This window comes from Streptomyces sp. NPDC060027 (assembly GCF_042737005.1).
GTDB lineage: Bacteria > Actinomycetota > Actinomycetes > Streptomycetales > Streptomycetaceae > Streptomyces.
Window position 1 is genome coordinate 16,359 of record NZ_JBHWVI010000048.1, and the last position, 19,248, is coordinate 35,606.

Genomic DNA, 19,248 nt, shown 5'->3' on the forward strand with positions numbered 1-19,248 from the left:
GCGCCCGGCTCGCGCCTGACCTGGTGTCAGTCCTCGTGCCCCAGTTCCAGGTCTCGTTCCGTCCGGCCGCCGCCCGCGACCTGGAGCACGGTGGCCACCGGCGGATAGCCCGCCGCGATGACGGTGTACTCGCCGGATGCCAGATCGACGAACCGGAACGTTCCGTCAGGGCCGGTGGTGAGGGTGTCCACGACATTGCCTGCGGCGTCCAGGAGCGTCACGCGCGCGTCCTCGACGGGCCGTCCGCCGACCGCCCGGACGGTGCCGCGCAGCACGGCGCCACCGGCGAGTTCGACGTCCTGGCGGGTCTCCCGGGCCGCCTGGACGGTCACCGGGAGCGCGGCCGGACGGAACACGGGCGCACCGGCGGCGAGGGTGTACTCCCCGGCCACCAGTTCCGTGATGACATAGCAGCCGTCGCGACCGCTGCGGGTGGTGGCCACCACTTCGCCGTGCACATTGGTGAGGGTGACGGCGGCCTCCCGCACCGGGGTGCCGTCGGCGGTCAGCACACTGCCGGTGAGGCGCCCCGCGCCGCCCAGCACGACGTCGAGTTCCACCGGCCGTTCGCCGACGGTCACCGAGACGGCCTGCGGCTGGTGCCCGCCCGCCGCGGCGATCAGCACGTACGAGCCCGCCCCGGGCGTCGACAGCGCGTACCGGCCGTCCTCGGCGCTGGCGCCCCGCCCGATCTGCTGTCCCCCGACGTCGATGAGGGTGAGCGCGGCGCGCGCCACGACGGTGCCGTCGGGGTGCCGCACCGTGCCGCAGACGGGGGTTCCGGCGGCGTACCCCGAACGGGCGGGCGGAATCCGGTCGTTCACCCGCGCGGCCTCCGGGTCGGCGGTGGGAGCGTTGTGGGACACCAGCGGTTTCTCCTTGAGGAAGAAGGCGATGAACAGCCCGAGGACGAGGACCGGCACGAGGTAGAGGAAGATCCGCGGCATGGCGTCCGCGTAGGCGCCGATGTACTGGTCGCGCAGGGCGGCGGGCATCGCGTGGACGAGCTGCGGGGTGATGGACTCGGAGTCCGGGGTCGCGGCGCCCGCGCGCGCGGGGAGGCGGTCGGCCAGCGCGTCGGCCAGCCGGTCGGCGAAGAGCGTGCCGAAGACGGCGGCCCCGACGCTGCCGCCGATCTGCCGGAAGTAGTTGTTGGCGCTGGTCGCCGTACCGAGGTCGGCCGGACGCACGGAGTTCTGCACGGCGAGCACCAGGACCGGCATCACCATGCCGATGCCCACGCCGAGGACGGCCATCCAGACGCTGTAGTGCAGCCGGGGGGTGCCGGCGTCGAGGTGGGACAGCAGCCACATGCCGACGACCGAGAGGGCGCTGCCGATGATCGGGTACGGCTTGTAGCGGCCGGTACGGCTGATGAGCTGCCCGGAGACGATGGAGGCGGCGACGATGCCGCCCATCATGGGAAGCATCAGGAGCCCGGACTCCGTGGCGCCGGCGCCGTCGACCATCTGAAGGAAGGTCGGGAGGTAGCCGGCGGCTCCGAAGAGCGCGACTCCGACGACCAGGCCGACCAGCGCGGTGACGTTGAAGACGCCGTCCCTGAACAGCCGCAGGGGGATGAGGGGTTCGGCCGCGAAGCGTTCGGCGACGACGAAGAGCGCCGTCGCGGCGACGGCACCCGCCGCGAGTCCCAGGACGACCCGCGAGCCCCAGGCGTACTCGGTGCCTCCCCAACTGGTCAGCAGGATCAGGCAGGTCGACGCGGTGGCGAGGAGCAGCACTCCGAGGAGGTCGACCCGCCCTCTGACGGCGGGCTTCGGCAGCTTCAGTACGACGGTGACGACGGCCAGCGTGAGCAGGCCGAAGGGCACGTTGATGTAGAAGCACCACCGCCAGGAGAGGTGGTCCGTGAAGTAGCCGCCCAGCAGGGGTCCCGCGACCGAGGCGAGACCGAACGCGGCGCCGATCAGCCCCATGAACCGGCCGCGCTGCCGCGGCGGCACGATGTCCGCGATGATCGCCTGGACGCCAATCATGAGGCCGCCCGCTCCGACGCCCTGGACCGCGCGGAAGGCGATCAGCTGGTCCATGGTCCGCGCCCGTCCGGCGAGCGCGGACCCGACGACGAAGACCACGATGGCGAACTGGAAGACGCCCTTGCGTCCGAAGAGGTCGCCGAACTTGCCGTAGACCGGGAGTCCGACGGTGGACGTCAGCAGATAGGCGGTGATCGCCCAGGACATCCTGTCGAGGCCGTGCAGCTCTCCGACGATCTTCGGGAGGGCGGTGGCCACGATCATCTGCTCGAGTGCGGCGAGGAGCAGGGCCGTCATGAGACCGAGGAACACCAACCGCACCTGACGCGGGGCCATTCCGGTGGGTTCCACGGCCACCGCAGCGGCCGCGGGCGGGGGTGCGACGGCCGGTTCGTCCTGCACCAGAGTGATCCCGCCCACGTAACGCTCCCCTCGTCGCGCCCACCGCACAATTCCCGCTAATCGCGACAACTGCGAGCAAGCACGACGAGTTACGGCGTCCTGTCGTGCGACAGGGAGATCCACTCGAAACGGTGAGAGCGCAACACGCCTTCAGGGACGGCCTCTTGGCGAGCGGCTTCGGGGCCCGCCGCCCGCCCCGCGAGGGTCATTGCCCGGCGTGCGGGGCTACTTCTCGGTCTCCTTGGCGAGGTTGGCGAGCAGCACGTCGTAGATGCGGCCGAGGCCCTTGGGCGCGAAGGTCCGCTCGAAGAAGCCGCCGATGCCGCCCGCGCCGTTCCAGACGCTGGTGACGACGACGCGGGACTTCCCCTCGCCGGCCGGGGTAACGCGCCATGTGGTGACCATGGAGGAGTTGCGGTCCTTCTCGACGAGCTCGCCGTCGGTGGGCTCGCTCACCTCGAGCAGGCAGTCGCGGACGCGCTTGCTGGTGGCCTGGAGCTTCCAGTGGACGAGGGTGCCCTCGCCGTCACCGCCCTCGCGCACCTCGTACTCGCTGAAGTGCTCGGGCAGCACCTTCGCGCGCGTGCCGTTGTAGTCGGCCAGGGCGTCGAACACCGCCTCCGCGTCCGCCGCGATGACCCGCTCCGTCGTGGCCTCGACCTGCGCCATGGCACTTCCTCCAGCACTTGGTTCCTCGGGGGTGTGCGGTCAGCCAACCACCCGGCGCCCCGGCCGCCCAAATCGGGGTGCCCCGGGGTGCGGGCGGTATCGACGGAGCGCCACGGCAAACATGTCGCACGATCAAGGGAACATGTGTTCTATTCTCTGCTCAGTGCTACCGAGGAGGCGCCATGCGCTGGGAGAACCTGACAGCGGACCCCGCCGGGGGACCGGCCCGGGACGCCGCGCTGTTCGGCGCGGAGGCGGTCACGACGAGAACCTTCGACACTCCGGAGTTCCGTGGGATCACGTTCCACGAGATCCGGGCGCGGTCGATCGTGAACCGGGTGCCGGGGGCCTCCCGCATGCCGTTCGAGTGGACGGTCAACCCGTATCGGGGCTGCACACACGCGTGCGTCTACTGTTTCGCCCGCAAGACGCACAGCTATCTGGACCTCGACACCGGACTCGACTTCGACTCGCAGATCGTGGTGAAGGTCAACGCGCCGGAGCTGCTGCGCCGCCAGCTCGCCTCGCCCCGCTGGCACGGGGAGCACATCGCGATGGGCACCAACGTCGACTGCTACCAGCGCGCCGAGGGCCGGTACGGGCTCATGCCGGGCATCATCGCGGCCCTGCGCGACCACGCGAACCCCTTCTCGATCCTGACGAAGGGCACGCTCGTCCTGCGCGACCTCGACCTCCTGAGGCAGGCGTCCGAGGTCACCGACGTCGGGATCTCGGTCTCCGTGGGCTTCACGGACACCGAGCTGTGGCGCACCGTGGAGCCGGGCACACCGGCCCCCGAGCGCCGCCTGGACGTCGTGCGGACGCTGACGGACCTCGGGATCGGCTGCGGCGTCCTGATGGCCCCCGTGATCCCCTTCCTGGGCGACCACCCCGCCCAACTGCGCGCCACCGTACGGGCCGTCGCGGCCTCCGGAGCCACCTCGGTGACCCCGCTGGTCCTGCATCTGCGGCCTGGCGCCCGCGAGTGGTTCATGGCCTGGCTGGAGCACCACCACCCCCACCTCGTACCGCGCTACCGGCGGCTGTACGCGGAGGGCGCCTACGCCCCGAAGTGGTACCAGCGCCGGATCACCCGTCAGGTCCACGAGCTGGCGCAGGAGTACGGCATCGGCCCCACGCGCGCGGGAATGGCGCGCCGGATCACCACCCCCGAGCCGGCGGCACCCACGGCACCCCCGGCGCCCGGCCCGACTCAGCTGACCTTGCTCTGACGGGCCGTCACTGCGGCTCGTCGCCCGCCTTCGCGATGCCGTCCGGTCCCTGAGGCCTCCCGGGAGCGCTTCGAGCGGCATCCGAGGGCATCCCGCGATCCAATCGGGTCGAGTCTTGCCGGAACGCGTTCCTCCGGGGCCCCTCTCCGGGACGATACGGCGAAGGCCGTGGCGTGCACGGCTCAAAATCCTCCGTCCTGGGAGGCCTTGTGAAGAAACGCGCAGCTGCTCTGTGCGGAGCGGCCGCCGTACTGGCCGGGATGATCACGTCGGTCCCCGCCGACGCGAGCGCCGGCTCCGCGACCGCACCGCGCACCACCCAGACCCCGAAACTCAGCTGGAAGAAGTGCGGTACCAGCAACTATCCGACGCTGCAATGCGCGTCCCTGAAGGTGCCGCTGGACCACGCGAACCCCTACAGCAAGCGGATCAGCCTCGCCCTGTCCCGCGTCCCGCACACCGCGAAGAAGTACCAGGGACCGCTGCTGGTGAACCCGGGCGGCCCCGGCGGCAGCGGGCTCACGCTGGCCGGATTCGTCGCCTCCTCCCTGCCCAAGGCCGTGGCGGCGCAGTACGACGTCATCGGCTTCGACCCGCGAGGCGTCGGCAGGAGCAAGCCCGCGCTGGACTGCGAGCCGGGGCACTTCAAGCCCGTCCGTCCGGACTCCGTACCGAGCACCCGGGCCATCGAGAAGGCCAACCTCCACCGCGCCAGAGCCTTCGCCAAGGCGTGCGGCACGAAGTACGCGGACCTGCTGCCGTACCTCGACACCGGGAGCGCGGTCCGGGACATGGACGCGATCCGCGTCGCTCTCGGCGCCAAGAAGATCAACTACTTCGGTTACTCGTACGGCACCTACCTGGGGGCCGTCTACGCCAAGTTCTTCCCGGACCGGGTCCGCCGGCTCGTCCTCGACTCCATCGTCGACCCCACCGGCGTCTGGTACGACGACAACATCAGCCAGGACTACGCCTTCAACGACCGTCACCTGGCGTTCCTGGCCTGGGTCGCCAAGAACGACGCCGCCTACAAGCTCGGCACCGATCCGGCCAAGGTCGAGGCCAAGTGGTACGCGATGCGCGCGGCGCTCGCCAAGAACCCCGCGCAGAAGACGGTGGGCGCCTCCGAACTGGAGGACACGTTCATCCCCGGCGGCTACTACAACGGCTACTGGCCCTACCTCGCCCAGGCGTTCGCGTCCTATGTGAACAGCAAGGACTCGGACCCGCTCGTGGAGGCGTACGACAACTTCGCCGCCGTCGACGCCGCGGGCGACAACGGCTACAGCGTCTACACGTCCGTGCAGTGCCGTGACGCGTCCTGGCCGCGCGACTGGCACCAGTGGCGCGAGGACAACTGGGCGGTGTACGACAAAGCGCCGTTCATGGCCTGGAACAACGCCTGGTACAACGCTCCGTGCGCGTTCTGGCCCACGGACTCGCTCCGGCCGGTGGACATTTCCAACCGCCACCTGCCGCCGACACTCCTCTTCCAGGCGACCAACGACGCCGCCACCCCGTACGAGGGCGGTGTCACCGTCCACCACCAGCTGCGCGGCTCCAGCCTGGTGGTCGAGCAGGGCGGAGGGAACCACGGCATCACGCTGAGCGGCAACGCCTGCCTGGACAAGTACCTGGCGACGTATCTGACCAACGGCAAGGTGCCGCACGGCGACGGCGAGGTCGACGCGGTGTGCAAGGCACTGCCCGACCCGAAGCCGCTGAGCGCGAAGGCGGCGACCGGCTCCTCACGGGGTTCGGCGCTGCACGGACTGCTCGGCTACCGGGGCTGAACCGCCCCCGGACCGCGACCCGTCGGGGGCGCTGTCGGACCCATGGTCCACGATGGACCCATGAGTGAGCCGACGCGTATCTCCGCCCCCGACGGGGTCGCTCCCGCCGCCGCCTACTCCCACGTCGTGACGGGCACGGGCCGCTTCGTCGCCGTGTCGGGCCAGCTCCCCCTGGACGAGGACGGCAAGCTCGTCGGCGCGGGTGACGCCGAGGCGCAGGCCCGCCAGGTCTTCGAGAATCTGCGCCGGTGCCTGGCGGCGGCGGGTGCCACCTTCGACGACGTCGTCAAGCTCACCTTCTTCGTCACGGACATGGCCCACATGCCCGCGATCCGGGCCGCCCGCGCCGCGCACATACCGGCCGACCGCCTTCCGGCCGCCTCGGCGGTCCAGGTCGCCGCGCTGATCCGACCCGAGTTCCTGATGGAGATCGAGGCGTACGCGGTGGTCGGCGCGTGAGCGGGCCGCGGGTCCGTGAGACGACCCTCGACGACTGTCCGCGCGTGGCCGAGATCCGGGTGCGTGGCTGGCAGAGCGCGTACAAGGGCCTGATACCGCAGTCGTACCTGGACGGGCTCAGCGTGGCCGAGGACGCGGCGCGCCACCGCCGCCGCCTCGAACAGGGCGACGGCAGCGTCGTGAACCTGGTCGCCGAGCATGACGGCTGCGTCGTCGGCTGGGCCTGCCACGGACCACACCGCGCCAGCGAAGTGCGCGCCGGAGACGTCGAGTTGTACGCCATCTACGTACAACCCGACCTGTTGGGCCAGGGGGTCGGGCGCGCCCTGCTGCGGGAGTCCACCGACCGTTGCGCGGCCGCCGGGTACGCGCGGATGCTGCTGTGGGTCCTCAGGGAGAACACCCCGGCCCGTCTCTTCTACGAACGGGCCGGCTTCCGCCCCGACGGCGCCGAGGAGCCCTTCGAGGCGGGCGGGTCCGCGGTGCCCGAGGTGCGCTACGCGCGCGTGCTGACCGGCACCGGGCTCGGCTGACGGACTCCGGGCTCGCCCGACGGCCGACCGGTTCGGGCTGCCGCCGAGGAAGGACGCCACGTCCGGGCTCACGCCGGACTCGACCCACGGACCGCGGGTCCGGCCTGACGGCGGGCGAGGTGCGCCGGCACACGCACGCCGACCGACGTGAGCGGGCGGACGTACGGTCACGTGCGCCTAGTGCCGCTCCTTGGGCAGCCGGGCCAGCGCGCGGACGGCCGTCTCCGCGAGCGCCGGGTGGGCCAGGGCCTCGTTCAGGACGACTCTCGCGCGGACGTCGCCCAGGGCGCCCAGACCCTCCGCGCAGGCGAGGGCGACCTTGCGGTGGGGGTCGTGCGGGCGGAGTCTGCGTTCCAGGGTGGTGATCAGCGCGGGTACGGCCTCCGGGGCGCGCAGTTCGACCAGGAGCCGTACGGGCTGGAGCGCGTAGGCGACCCGCAGTTCGTTCGTGGCGAGCGCCGCCGCGGCGCGGGCCGTGCGCGGATCGCCGAGCCGGGCCAGGGCGTGGGCGGCGGACGCGCAGCGCTGCGGATCACGGTGGTTGAGGAGCAGGACGAGCGTCTCGAAGGCCCGCCGGTCCCCGGCAGTGCCGAGCCGGAAGGCGACCAACTCCCGGGCCCAGAGTGGTTGTCCGGGCTCGGTCAGCGCCGCCGCCAGCGCGTCCGGGTCCTCGGTCGCCGCAAGCCGTTCGTACGCCGCCGAGGCCCCGGCCTCGGTCCGTAAACGCTCCGTGAGGGATCGCAACGCTTCGTCCATGGGCCGAGCCTATGCAGGCCCGTGAGGTGCGGGGACGTACATCACAAAGTCAGGGGCTGGCGCGCTCGTTACTGGCGGGTTAAGCTCAGACGAGCGAGTTACCCACTCGCATCCAACTCACGGTGGCCTGGTGACGCAGCCACCGCGAGTGCAGTCGGTTCGGTACCTCAGGTACCGCAGTACGACCTGGCTCCGGGACAGGGCCGGTCGACTTTCACCGCCCATGGGCGCCCGTTCGACGGCGCTCGGGGACGGCACCGGGCGTGTGCGCTCGTCAGCCCGGCAACACCCGCAACCTTCGCACTGTGTGCGCCCGTCGGCGTACCCGCGTGCGCTCCTCAGTCGTCACCCTCTTCCAGGAGTCCCGCGATGGCCACTCCCCTGTCCGACACCCCTCTGTCCCCGCTCAAGACCGTCGCCGTCGTCGGCCTCGGCACCATGGGCACCGGCATCGCCGAAGTCCTGGCCCGGGCCGGCCGCGACGTGATCGGCATCGACATCAGCGAAGCCGCGGCCGCCCAGGCCGTGGCCACCCTCGAAGCCTCCACCGCCCGCGCCGTGCGCCGCGAGCACCTCAGCGAGCAGGAGCGCACGGACGCCCTCGCCCGCTTCCGCACCTTCACCGACCTCGCGGCCGCCGCCGACGCCGACCTCGTCATCGAGGTGACGCCGGAGTCGTACGACATCAAGCAGCAGGTCTTCCGGGCTCTCGACACCATCGTGCGACCCCAGGCGATCCTCGCGACGGGCACCAACGCCCTGTCCGTGACGCGCCTCGCCGCCGACTCGGCCCACCCCGAGCGCGTGCTCGGCCTGCACTTCTTCAACCCGGCGCCCGCGATGAAGCTCGTCGAGGTCGTCTCCTCGGTGCTGACCGCGCCGGGGGCCGTCGCCGCGGTCACCGACCTGGCGATCGAACTCGGCAAGGAGCCCGTCGCGGTCGGCGACCGCCCCGGTTTCGTCGCCGACGGACTGCTCTTCGGCTACCTCAACCAGGCGGCCGCGATGTACGAGGCGAAGTACGCCTCCCGCGAGGACATCGACGCGGCGATGAGGCTCGGCTGCGGGCTGCCCATGGGCCCGCTCGCGCTGCTCGACCTGATCGGCGTGGACACCGCGCGGACGGTCCTGGAGGCGATGTACTCCGAGTCGCACGACCGGCTGCACGCCCCCGCGCCCATCCTCAAGCAGCTCAGCGAGGCGGGTCTGACGGGGCGCAAGTCCGGCCGCGGCTTCTACTCGTACGAGGTCCCGGGCAGCGACGCTGTCGTGCGGGACGCGCTGACGCCGCTGGAGGGCGCCGCCCTGGCGGAGGGCCGCACGATCCGCTCGGTGGGTGTCGCGGGCTCCGGCACGATGGCGTCCGGTATCGCGGAGGTCTTCGCGAAGGCCGGGTACGAGGTCGTCCTCGCGGCCCGTACCGAGGAGAAGGCGCAGACCGCGAAGGCCCGTATCGGCAAGTCGCTCTCGCGCTCCGTCGACAAGGGCCGGATGACGGCCGAGGCGGCGGCGCGGACCCTGGAGCTGATCACGCCGACCGGCAGCTACGACGACTTCGCCGAGGTCGATCTGGCGCTGGAGGCGGTCGCCGAGGACCTGGAGATCAAGCAGCAGCTGTTCGGCACGTTCGACAAGGTCTGCAAGCCCGGCGCGATCCTCGCCACCACCACCTCCTCGCTGCCCGTCGTCGCCTGCGCCCGCGCCACCTCGCGCCCGCAGGACGTGATCGGCATGCACTTCTTCAACCCGGCCCCGGCGATGAAGCTCGTCGAGGTCGTGCGGACCGTGCTGACCGCGGACGACGTGCACGCCACCGTGCGCGAGGTCTGCGCGAAGATCCGCAAGCACCCGGTGGACTGCGGTGACCGCGCCGGCTTCATCGTGAACGCGCTGCTGTTCCCGTACCTGAACAACGCGATCAAGATGGTGCAGGAGCACTACGCCTCGCTCGACGACATCGACGCTGCGATGAAGCTGGGCGGCGGCTACCCGATGGGCCCCTTCGAGCTGCTCGACGTGGTCGGGCTCGACGTCTCGCTGGCCATCGAGAAGGTCCTGCACCGCGAGTTCCGCGACCCGGGCCTGGCCCCCGCGCCGCTCCTGGAGCACCTGGTGGCCGCGGGCTGCCTCGGCCGCAAGACGGGCCGCGGCTTCCGCGAATATGCCCGCCGCTGAGCGTCCGGGCGACTGGTTCGCGGACGACGCCGACTGGGGCGGACTGCTCGACCCCGCCGGAAACCCCCCGCCCTTCCCGGGCGGGGGGATCCCCGGACATGCGCGCTCTCCTGCGCACATGCAGTACGTTCGGGTCATGCCCCAGCCCGCCAAGTCCTCACGTACACCAGCCACGCCCGACGCGCCGGAGAGTGCCGCCGGCAGTCGCGCGGCGGCCCAACGGCTCAAGATGCGCCGGGAGCTGGCGGCTGCGGCCATGGAGCTGTTCGCGGCCAAGGGGTACGAGGCGACCACCGTGGACGAGATCGCGGCCCAGGCCGGGGTGGCCCGCCGCACGTTCTTTCGCCACTTCCGCTCCAAGGAAGAGGCGATCTTCCCCGATCACGACGACACCCTGACCCGGGCGGAGGCGGTGCTCAACGCGGCGCCCGCGCACGAGCATCCGCTCGACACCGTGTGCCGGGGCATCAAGGAAGTCATGAAGATGTACGCGGCCCAGCCGGAGATCTCCGTCTCGCGCTACAAGCTGACGCGCGAGGTGCCGACGCTGCGCGAGGCCGAGATCGCCTCGGTGGCCCGCTACGAGCGGCTCTTCACCCGCTACCTCCTCGGCCACTTCGACGAGCACGCGCACGACGACGACGCCAATGACGATCCGCTGCTCGCGGAGGTCGCCGCGTCGGCCGTGGTCACGGCCCACAACCACGTCCTGCGGCGCTGGCTGCGGGCCGGCGCTCAGGGCGACGTGGAGACGCAGCTGGACCACGCCTTCGCCATCGTCCGCAAGACGTTCGGCACGGGAATCGGCGCGGGACGGGAGACCGCGCCGCGACCGGCGCCGGCCTCGTCCTTCACCGAGGGGGACGTGCTGGTGACCGTGGCCCGTGTCGACGCGCCCCTGGACCAGGTGATGCGCACCATCGAGCAGGCGCTCAAGGAACGGTCCTAGCGGCCCCCTCGCCCGCCACGCCAGCCCCTCACACCCACTCTCGGCAACACCGCCCGTTCACACTCGCCGGACGGGTGGGCCCCTTCGCCGGACGTGCTCAATTCGAGCGCGTCCGGCGTTTTTTGCGTCCTGATCTGGGCGTTTTTGTACCCGATCTGATCGATCATCGCTCACGTGTTACGTAAAGATTTCACCTGAGCGCAACTTCTGGCACTCCGTGCCTTGTCAGGTGACACGGCGTGCCATACGTTGAATGTGTCCGGGCGGCCGGCGTGCAGAGACCCTTCGTACGCCGGCTGTCCCCGCAAGCACCATGGCCTGCGCGCCCGGACGCCTGCGTCACAGGCAACCTCCTGCGCCAACCACAGCGCTGCCACAGCACCACCTCCGCCGAACCGACGGCACACCCCTCAGCAACAGCACCGATGTAACCCTCAGCGTCTCCCTCGGACGCGCATCGCCGGAGGCAACACCGTGAAGGAAATCCTGGACGCGATTCAGTCGCAGACGGCCACGTCCGCCGACTTCGCCGCACTTCCGCTCCCCGAGTCCTACCGCGCGATCACCGTGCACAAGGACGAGACGGAGATGTTCACCGGGCTCAGCAGCCGCGACAAGGACCCCCGCAAGTCGATCCACCTGGACGACGTGCCGGTGCCGGAGCTCGGCCCCGGCGAGGCCCTGGTGGCCGTCATGGCCTCCTCCGTGAACTACAACTCGGTCTGGACGTCGATCTTCGAGCCGGTGTCGACCTTCGGCTTCCTGGAGCGCTACGGACGGCTCAGCGACCTCAGCAAGCGCCATGACCTGCCGTACCACATCATCGGCTCGGACCTCGCGGGCGTCGTCCTGCGCACCGGTCCGGGAGTGAACTCCTGGAAGCCCGGCGACGAGGTCGTCGCGCACTGTCTGTCCGTCGAGCTGGAGTCCTCCGACGGGCACAACGACACGATGCTCGACCCCGAGCAGCGCATCTGGGGCTTCGAGACCAACTTCGGCGGCCTCGCCGAGATCGCGCTCGTCAAGTCCAACCAGCTGATGCCGAAGCCGGACCACCTGAGCTGGGAGGAGGCCGCCGCTCCCGGACTGGTGAACTCCACCGCGTACCGGCAGCTGGTCTCCCGCAACGGCGCCGGCATGAAGCAGGGCGACAACGTGCTGATCTGGGGCGCGAGCGGCGGACTCGGCTCGTACGCCACGCAGTTCGCGCTCGCCGGCGGCGCCAACCCGATCTGCGTCGTCTCCAGCGAGCAGAAGGCGGACATCTGCCGGAAGATGGGCGCCGAGGCGATCATCGACCGCAACGCCGAGGACTACCGGTTCTGGAAGGACGAGCACAACCAGGACCCCAAGGAGTGGAAGCGCTTCGGCAAGCGCATCCGCGAGCTCACCGGCGGCGAGGACGTGGACATCGTCTTCGAGCACCCGGGCCGCGAGACCTTCGGCGCCTCGGTGTACGTCACCCGCAAGGGCGGCACCATCGTCACCTGTGCCTCGACCTCCGGCTACAACCACGAGTACGACAACCGCTACCTGTGGATGTCGCTGAAGCGGATCATCGGCTCGCACTTCGCGAACTACCGCGAGGCCTGGGAGGCCAACCGCCTCGTCGCCAAGGGCAAGATCCACCCCACGCTCTCCAAGGTCTACTCCCTGGAGGACACCGGGCAGGCCGCCTACGACGTGCACCGCAACCTCCACCAGGGCAAGGTCGGCGTGCTCGCGCTGGCGCCCCAGGAGGGCCTGGGTGTGCGTGACGAGGAGAAGCGCGCCCAGCACATCGACGCCATCAACCGCTTCCGGAACATCTGAGGTCCACCCATGACAGAGCGTCAGACCACAGAGGTGCGCAGGGAGAAGGACCGGCCGTGGCTCATGCGCACGTACGCCGGCCACTCCACGGCCGAGGCGTCCAACGAGCTGTACCGGCGCAACCTCGCCAAGGGGCAGACGGGTCTCTCCGTGGCCTTCGACCTGCCGACGCAGACCGGCTACGACCCCGACCACATCCTCGCCCGCGGCGAGGTCGGCCGGGTCGGCGTGCCGGTCTCGCACCTCGGTGACATGCGCCGGCTGTTCCAGGACATCCCCCTGGAGCAGATGAACACCTCGATGACCATCAACGCCACCGCCATGTGGATGCTGGCGCTCTATCAGGTCGTCGCCGAGGAGCAGGGCGCCGACATCACCAAGCTCCAGGGGACGACCCAGAACGACATCGTGAAGGAGTACCTCTCGCGGGGGACGCACGTCTTCCCGCCGGTGCCCTCCCTCCGTCTCACGACGGACATGATCACGTACACGGTCAACCACATCCCCAAGTGGAACCCGATCAACATCTGCAGCTACCACCTGCAGGAGGCGGGCGCCACGCCGGTCCAGGAGATCGCGTACGCGATGTCCACCGCGATCGCCGTCCTGGACGCGGTGTTCGCGTCCGGGCAGATCGCCGAGGACCGCAAGGGCGATGTCGTGGCCCGTATCTCCTTCTTCGTGAACGCGGGCGTCCGCTTCATCGAGGAGATGTGCAAGATGCGGGCGTTCGGGCGGATCTGGGACAAGATCACGCGCGAGCGGTACGGCATCGAGAACCCCAAGCAGCGGCGCTTCAGGTACGGCGTCCAGGTCAACTCCCTCGGTCTGACCGAGGCCCAGCCGGAGAACAACGTCCAGCGGATCGTCCTTGAGATGCTGGCCGTGACCCTCTCCAAGGACGCTCGTGCGCGCGCCGTCCAACTGCCTGCCTGGAACGAGGCGTTGGGCCTGCCCCGCCCGTGGGACCAGCAGTGGTCGCTGCGTATCCAGCAGGTGCTGGCGCACGAGAGCGACCTGCTGGAGTACGAGGACATCTTCGAGGGCTCGCACGTCGTCGAGGCCAAGGTGGCGGCCCTGGTCGAGGAGTCGCTGGCCGAGATCGACCGGATCGAGGAGATGGGCGGCGCCATGGCCGCCGTCGAGTCCGGCTATCTGAAGTCGCAGCTCGTCTCCTCGCACGCCGAACGCCGGGGCCGTATCGAGTCCGGCAAGGAGAAGATCGTCGGCGTCAACATCTACGAGTCGACCGAGCCCAACCCGCTCACGGCCGACCTGGACGCGGCGATCCAGACCGTCGACCCCGCGGTCGAGGCCCGGGTGATCTCCGCGCTCCAGAACTGGCGGGACACGCGCTACCAGCCGCCCTTCAACCACCCGCGCCCGTGCAAGGCACTGGAACGGCTGAAGGAGGCCGCGAAGGGCACCGCCAACCTCATGGAGGCCACCCTGGAGTGCGCCCGCGCCGGTGTCACGACCGGTGAGTGGGCCGGGGCCCTGCGCGAGGTGTTCGGCGAGTTCCGCGCCCCGACCGGTGTCTCGTCCGCGCCCGTCGCGGTCACCGCCGAGGAGGGCACCGGGCTCGCCCTGGTGCGCCGCAAGGTGGAGCTGACCGCGAAGGACATGAACGTCGGCAAGCTCCGCTTCCTGGTGGGCAAGCCGGGCCTGGACGGTCACTCCAACGGCGCCGAGCAGATCGCCGTGCGGGCCCGTGACGCCGGCTTCGAGGTGGTCTACCAGGGCATCCGGCTCACCCCGGAGCAGATCGTGGACGCGGCCGTGGCCGAGGACGTGCACGCCGTGGGCCTGTCCATCCTGTCCGGCTCGCACGCCCAGCTGGTGCCGGACGTCCTGGAGAAGCTGCGCACGGCCGGCGCGGGCGACATCCCGGTGATCGCGGGTGGGATCATCCCGAACGCCGACGCCGAACAGCTGCGGGCCGCAGGAGTGGCCGCGGTCTTCACCCCGAAGGACTTCGACATCACCGGAATCATCGGCCGTATCGTCGACGAGATCCGGAAAGCGAACAAGCTCGACCCCCTGGAGGTCCCCGCATGACCAGCCCTGTTCCCCAGGTCAACCGCCTTCGCCCGCGGCGCTCCTGTCTCGCCGTGCCCGGCAGCAACCCCCGCTTCCTGGAGAAGGCGCAGGGGCTCCCGGCGGACCAGGTCTTCCTCGACCTGGAGGACGCGTGCGCGCCGCTGGCCAAGCCCGAGGCCCGGCACACCATCGTCAAGTTCCTCAACGAGGGTGACTGGACCGGCAAGACGCGGGTCGTGCGCGTCAACGACTGGACGACCGAGTGGACGTACCGCGATGTCGTCACGGTCGTCGAGGGCGCGGGGCAGAACCTCGACTGCATCATGCTGCCGAAGGTGCAGACGGCCGAGCAGGTCGTGGCCCTTGACCTGCTGCTGACGCAGATCGAGAAGACGATGGGCTTCGAGGTCGGCAAGATCGGCATCGAGGCGCAGATCGAGAACGCCCAGGGCCTGAACAACGTCAACGAGATCGCCACTGCCTCCCAGCGCGTCGAGACGATCATCTTCGGCCCGGCCGACTTCATGGCGTCGATCAACATGAAGTCGCTGGTCGTGGGCGAGCAGCCGCCCGGTTACCCGGCGGACGCCTACCACTACATCCTGATGAAGATCCTGATGGCCGCGCGCGCCAACAATCTCCAGGCGATCGACGGTCCCTACCTGCAGATCCGCAACATCGACGGCTACCGCGCGGTCGCCCAGCGCGCCGCGGCGCTCGGCTTCGACGGCAAGTGGGTGCTGCACCCGGGCCAGGTGGAGGCCTCCAACGAGATCTTCTCCCCCTCGCAGGAGGACTTCGACCACGCCGAGCTGATCCTGGACGCGTACGACTACTACACGTCCGAGGCGGGCGGCAAGAAGGGCTCCGCGATGCTCGGCGACGAGATGATCGACGAGGCCAGCCGCAAGATGGCGCTCGTCATCTCGGGCAAGGGCCGGGCCGCCGGCATGCAGCGCACGTCCAAGTTCGAAGCCCCGGAGGCCTGAGCACCATGCAGTTCGGACGCACCTACGAAGAGTTCGAGGTCGGGGCGGTCTACAAGCACTGGCCCGGGAAAACGGTCACGGAGTACGACGACCATCTCTTCTGTCTGCTGACCATGAACCACCACCCGCTCCACATGGACAGCAACTATGCGGAGAAGACGACCGATTTCGGTAAGAACGTCGTCGTCGGGAACTACATCTACTCGCTGCTCCTCGGCATGTCCGTGCCGGACGTCTCGGGCAAGGCGATCGCCAACCTGGAGGTCGAGTCGCTGAAGCACGTGGCGCCGACCTTCCACGGCGACACGATCTACGGCGAGACCACGGTCCTCGACAAGACCCCCTCCCGGTCCAAGTCGGACCGCGGGATCGTCTACGTCGAGACCAAGGGCTACAAGCAGGACGGCACGCTGGTCTGCGTGTTCCGCCGCAAGGTGATGGTCCCCACCGAGACGTACATCAAGGAGCGCGGCGGCGAGCAGCCCGGCCGGCCCGAACTCACCGCACCCGCGGAGAAGAAGACGGAGAAGTAGTCATGGCGCGACTCGCCCAGACCGCCGGTCTGACCGACGTCCAGAGGGAGATCCTCTCCACCGTCCGCGACTTCGTGGACAAGGAGATCATCCCGGTCGCGACCGAGCTGGAGCACCGCGACGAGTACCCGCAAGAAATCGTCGACGGCCTCAAGGAGCTGGGCCTCTTCGGGCTGATGATCCCCGAGGAGTACGGCGGCCTGGGCGAGTCCCTCCTGACGTACGCGCTGTGCGTCGAGGAGATCGCCCGCGGCTGGATGTCGGTCTCCGGCATCATCAACACCCACTTCATCGTGGCGTACATGCTCAAGCAGCACGGCACGCAGGAGCAGAAGGACCACTTCCTGCCGCGCATGGCGCTCGGCGAGGTGCGTGGCGCGTTCTCGATGTCGGAGCCGGCGCTCGGCTCGGATGTGTCGGCGATCACGTCGAAGGCGGTGAAGGACGGCGACGAGTACGTCCTGAACGGCCAGAAGATGTGGCTGACGAACGGTGGATCGGCGAATCTGGTGGCCGTTCTGGTCCGAAGTGACGAAGGACACCCCGAGGGCACGGCGCCCCACAAGTCGATGACGACCTTCCTGGTGGAGAAGGAGCCCGGCTTCGGAGAGGTCCGACCCGGCCTCACCATTCCCGGGAAGATCGACAAGATGGGTTACAAGGGGGTCGACACCACCGAACTCATCATGGACGGACTGCGCATTCCGGAAAATCGGATCCTCGGCGGCACCACGGGCCGAGGGTTTTACCAAATGATGGACGGAGTCGAGGTCGGCCGCGTCAATGTCGCCGCTCGTGGCTGCGGCGTCGCTCAGCGTGCATTTGAGCTCGGCGTCTCCTATGCCCAGCAACGTCACACTTTCGGCAAGCCGATCGCCCAGCACCAGGCGATCCAGTTCAAGCTGGCCGAGATGGCTACCAAGGTCGAGGCCGCCCATGCAATGATGGTGAACGCAGCACGCAAAAAGGACTCCGGGGAACGAAACGACCTCGAAGCAGGGATGGCGAAGTACCTCGCCTCCGAATACTGCAAGGAGGTCGTCGAAGATGCGTTCCGGATCCACGGCGGCTACGGCTTCTCCAAGGAGTACGAGATCGAGCGCCTCTACCGTGAGGCGCCGATGCTGTTGATCGGCGAAGGTACCGCCGAGATCCAGAAAATGATCATCGGGCGCCGACTGCTCGAAGAGTATCGACTCCAGGGCTAGATGTCCGGGTTCGGGGTGTTTTCTTCGCGAAGAAGATCACACCCCGTCAACACTCTTCAGCCGTCGACTCCGCTTCCTGGCTTGCCCAGTTGCGGTCTGCGACCGGTACGATCGCGTGAAAGCCGCCGTCCCCCGTTCGAGCGCGGCATCATCCGCTACGAAGGTCATCCATGCCCCACAGCCAAACCTCTGCACCTCGCGGCCGGGTCCGCCTCGCGCGCGGAGCATCGCCGTGGCTTCTCCCGACCGTTGCCACCGCAGCACTCAGCCTGGCCCGTTCGCGCCGTTCCGGCGCGGCCAAGGCCGTGGCCGTACCCGCCACCGCGCTCGCGGCCGGGATGCTGTGGTTCTTCCGCGACCCCGAGCGCGAGATCGCCCAGGGCCGTGTCATCTCGCCCGCCGACGGTGTGGTGCAGAGCGTCATGCCGTGGAAGGACGGACGCACCCGCGTCGCGATCTTCATGAGCCCGCTCAACGTCCACGTCAACCGCGCGCCTCTCTCCGGCACGGTGACGTCGGTCGAGCACATCCCAGGTGGGTTCGTTCCGGCGTTCAACAAGGAGAGCGAGAACAACGAACGCGTCGTCTGGCACTTCGACACCGAGCTCGGTGACATCGAGATGATCCAGATCGCCGGCGCGGTCGCCCGCCGCATCGTTCCCTACATCCCTCAGGGCACGAAGGTCGAGCAGGGTGACCGGATCGGCCTGATCCGCTTCGGTTCGCGTGTGGACATCTATCTCCCCGAGGGTGTCGAGGTCGACGTGGAGGTCGGTCAGAAGACCGTGGCTGGGGTGACTCGAATTGACCGTGATTGATCCCGAGACACAGGCCGGCTGGGTGCCGGAGGCCGACGAGGCGGACGACGAGGAGGAGATGCCCCTCTCGCTCCGCCTCTCGATAGCGGACACGCTCACCCTCGGTAACGCCACGTGCGGCTTCATGGCGGTGTACTTCACCACCACCGGCATCCTGATCCCGCACCTCACGGGCAGCGACGAGTCGGGCATGGCCCGTCACTCCGCCGCGACGGCCGTGATCCTGATGCTCTGCGCCGCGGTCTTCGACCTGTTCGACGGCCTGGTTGCCCGCAAGCTGCGCTCCTCCCCCATGGGCGCCGAGCTGGACAACCTGTCCGACCTGATCAGCTTCGGCCTGGCACCGGCGTACTTCGTCCTGGTGTACGGCATGGTCGCGGACGACGCGTACCAGAAGGTGGCGGCGGTCGGAGCGATCGTGGTGCTGCTGGCCGTGGTGCTGAGGCTCGCGAGATTCTCCTGCGTCACGGTGAAGGACGGCACGTTCCAGGGCATGCCGAGCCCCTTCGGCGCGCTGACGGTGGTCTCCATCGTGCTGCTCGAGCTGCCGTTCGCCGCCACGCTCATGGCGATCATCGGCACCGCCTGGCTGATGGTGAGCCGGGTCGAGTACCCCAAGCCGCGGGGTCGCCTCGCGGTCGCGATGCTCTCCTGGATCGTGCTCTCGATGGGTCTCCTGGCCGCGTGGGCGTTCGACGCCCCGGGCGGCCAGCTGCTCCTCCAGACCGGCTGTGCGCTGCAGCTCGTCATGGGCGCGGTGATCCCGCTGTTCGCCACGGCCCGCCGGGTGAACAACTTCCGGGGCAACCGGCGTGAGGCACGAGCCGCGCAGCTCCCGTAACACCCCGTACGCAGCGGAAGGGCCCCGAACCACACGGTTCGG

General features: G+C 69.5%; 16 protein-coding genes. 13 read left to right on the top strand and 3 right to left on the bottom strand.

Features of this window, described 5'->3' with window-relative positions; translation table 11 throughout:
• Positions 1 to 26: 26 nt before the first annotated feature.
• Together ACFWBT_RS15070 and ACFWBT_RS15075 are read right to left on the bottom strand one after the other, a co-directional pair.
• On the bottom strand, positions 27 to 2,417 hold the full coding sequence (locus ACFWBT_RS15070) for an MFS transporter (RefSeq protein ID WP_385699894.1): 2,391 nt from the start codon (positions 2,415 to 2,417) through the stop codon (positions 27 to 29).
• Between the two features lie 207 nt (positions 2,418 to 2,624).
• Positions 2,625 to 3,068, bottom strand: coding sequence for an SRPBCC family protein (locus ACFWBT_RS15075; RefSeq protein ID WP_385699897.1), 444 nt, complete (start codon positions 3,066 to 3,068; stop codon positions 2,625 to 2,627).
• A gap of 182 nt (positions 3,069 to 3,250) precedes the next feature.
• Between ACFWBT_RS15075 and ACFWBT_RS15080 the strand changes: the two genes are divergently transcribed.
• From ACFWBT_RS15080 to ACFWBT_RS15095, 4 genes are all read left to right on the top strand, one after another.
• Positions 3,251 to 4,300, top strand: coding sequence for an Rv2578c family radical SAM protein (locus ACFWBT_RS15080; protein WP_385699900.1), 1,050 nt, complete (start codon positions 3,251 to 3,253; stop codon positions 4,298 to 4,300).
• Positions 4,301 to 4,509: 209 nt separating this feature from the next.
• The gene (locus ACFWBT_RS15085; protein ID WP_385699903.1) at positions 4,510 to 6,093 is read left to right on the top strand and encodes an alpha/beta hydrolase; all 1,584 of its coding nucleotides are present in this window, start codon (positions 4,510 to 4,512) and stop codon (positions 6,091 to 6,093) included.
• Between the two features lie 60 nt (positions 6,094 to 6,153).
• Entirely contained in the window at positions 6,154 to 6,552 is a 399-nt protein-coding gene (locus ACFWBT_RS15090; RefSeq protein WP_385699906.1) for a RidA family protein, read from the top strand.
• A complete protein-coding gene (locus ACFWBT_RS15095; protein WP_385699909.1) occupies positions 6,549 to 7,085 on the top strand; it encodes a GNAT family N-acetyltransferase in 537 nt (178 codons plus the stop codon). The genes ACFWBT_RS15090 and ACFWBT_RS15095 overlap by 4 nt, the downstream gene beginning before the upstream one ends.
• A gap of 177 nt (positions 7,086 to 7,262) precedes the next feature.
• On the opposite strand, the gene ACFWBT_RS15100 is transcribed toward ACFWBT_RS15095, so the two are convergent.
• A complete protein-coding gene (locus ACFWBT_RS15100; RefSeq protein ID WP_385699911.1) occupies positions 7,263 to 7,841 on the bottom strand; it encodes an adenylosuccinate lyase in 579 nt (192 codons plus the stop codon).
• Between the two features lie 369 nt (positions 7,842 to 8,210).
• On the opposite strand from ACFWBT_RS15100, the gene ACFWBT_RS15105 reads away from it, so the two are divergent.
• The 9 genes from ACFWBT_RS15105 to pssA all read left to right on the top strand — a co-directional run bounded on the left by ACFWBT_RS15105 (position 8,211) and on the right by pssA (position 19,206).
• The gene (locus ACFWBT_RS15105) at positions 8,211 to 10,016 is read left to right on the top strand and encodes a 3-hydroxyacyl-CoA dehydrogenase family protein (protein WP_385699914.1); all 1,806 of its coding nucleotides are present in this window, start codon (positions 8,211 to 8,213) and stop codon (positions 10,014 to 10,016) included.
• Positions 10,017 to 10,152: 136 nt separating this feature from the next.
• A complete protein-coding gene (locus ACFWBT_RS15110) occupies positions 10,153 to 10,965 on the top strand; it encodes a TetR family transcriptional regulator (protein WP_385699916.1) in 813 nt (270 codons plus the stop codon).
• Between the two features lie 474 nt (positions 10,966 to 11,439).
• The gene (ccrA, locus tag ACFWBT_RS15115; RefSeq protein WP_385699919.1) at positions 11,440 to 12,777 is read left to right on the top strand and encodes a crotonyl-CoA carboxylase/reductase; all 1,338 of its coding nucleotides are present in this window, start codon (positions 11,440 to 11,442) and stop codon (positions 12,775 to 12,777) included.
• A 9-nt stretch (positions 12,778 to 12,786) separates the two neighbouring features.
• Positions 12,787 to 14,835, top strand: a complete 2,049-nt coding sequence (locus ACFWBT_RS15120) for a protein meaA (RefSeq protein WP_385699922.1) — start codon at positions 12,787 to 12,789, stop codon at positions 14,833 to 14,835.
• Entirely contained in the window at positions 14,832 to 15,806 is a 975-nt protein-coding gene (locus ACFWBT_RS15125; RefSeq protein ID WP_385699924.1) for an HpcH/HpaI aldolase/citrate lyase family protein, read from the top strand. The genes ACFWBT_RS15120 and ACFWBT_RS15125 overlap by 4 nt, the downstream gene beginning before the upstream one ends.
• 5 nt (positions 15,807 to 15,811) lie before the next feature.
• The gene (locus ACFWBT_RS15130) at positions 15,812 to 16,339 is read left to right on the top strand and encodes a MaoC family dehydratase (protein ID WP_261705053.1); all 528 of its coding nucleotides are present in this window, start codon (positions 15,812 to 15,814) and stop codon (positions 16,337 to 16,339) included.
• Positions 16,340 to 16,341: 2 nt separating this feature from the next.
• Positions 16,342 to 17,547: an acyl-CoA dehydrogenase family protein gene (locus ACFWBT_RS15135; RefSeq protein WP_385699927.1), complete on the top strand. Its 1,206-nt coding sequence runs from the start codon at positions 16,342 to 16,344 to the stop codon at positions 17,545 to 17,547.
• Positions 17,548 to 17,717: 170 nt separating this feature from the next.
• Entirely contained in the window at positions 17,718 to 18,365 is a 648-nt protein-coding gene (locus tag ACFWBT_RS15140; RefSeq protein ID WP_385699929.1) for a phosphatidylserine decarboxylase, read from the top strand.
• Positions 18,366 to 18,387: 22 nt separating this feature from the next.
• Positions 18,388 to 19,206 carry a CDP-diacylglycerol--serine O-phosphatidyltransferase gene (gene pssA / locus ACFWBT_RS15145; RefSeq protein WP_266765926.1) on the top strand — a complete coding sequence of 273 codons (819 nt, stop codon included), beginning with the start codon at positions 18,388 to 18,390 and terminating at the stop codon, positions 19,204 to 19,206.
• Positions 19,207 to 19,248 lie beyond the last annotated feature (42 nt).

What these genes read in the sequence shown, in the direction of transcription:
- ACFWBT_RS15075 (WP_385699897.1), bottom strand. Translation starts at nt 3,068, where the DNA reads ATGGCGCAGGTCGAGGCCACGACGGAGCGGGTCATCGCGGCGGACGCG.
- ACFWBT_RS15080 (WP_385699900.1), top strand. Translation starts at nt 3,251, where the DNA reads ATGCGCTGGGAGAACCTGACAGCGGACCCCGCCGGGGGACCGGCCCGG.
- ACFWBT_RS15090 (WP_385699906.1), top strand. Translation starts at nt 6,154, where the DNA reads ATGAGTGAGCCGACGCGTATCTCCGCCCCCGACGGGGTCGCTCCCGCC.
- ACFWBT_RS15100 (WP_385699911.1), bottom strand. Translation starts at nt 7,841, where the DNA reads ATGGACGAAGCGTTGCGATCCCTCACGGAGCGTTTACGGACCGAGGCC.
- ACFWBT_RS15105 (WP_385699914.1), top strand. Translation starts at nt 8,211, where the DNA reads ATGGCCACTCCCCTGTCCGACACCCCTCTGTCCCCGCTCAAGACCGTC.
- ACFWBT_RS15110 (WP_385699916.1), top strand. Translation starts at nt 10,153, where the DNA reads ATGCCCCAGCCCGCCAAGTCCTCACGTACACCAGCCACGCCCGACGCG.
- ACFWBT_RS15120 (WP_385699922.1), top strand. Translation starts at nt 12,787, where the DNA reads ATGACAGAGCGTCAGACCACAGAGGTGCGCAGGGAGAAGGACCGGCCG.
- ACFWBT_RS15125 (WP_385699924.1), top strand. Translation starts at nt 14,832, where the DNA reads ATGACCAGCCCTGTTCCCCAGGTCAACCGCCTTCGCCCGCGGCGCTCC.
- ACFWBT_RS15130 (WP_261705053.1), top strand. Translation starts at nt 15,812, where the DNA reads ATGCAGTTCGGACGCACCTACGAAGAGTTCGAGGTCGGGGCGGTCTAC.
- ACFWBT_RS15135 (WP_385699927.1), top strand. Translation starts at nt 16,342, where the DNA reads ATGGCGCGACTCGCCCAGACCGCCGGTCTGACCGACGTCCAGAGGGAG.
- ACFWBT_RS15140 (WP_385699929.1), top strand. Translation starts at nt 17,718, where the DNA reads ATGCCCCACAGCCAAACCTCTGCACCTCGCGGCCGGGTCCGCCTCGCG.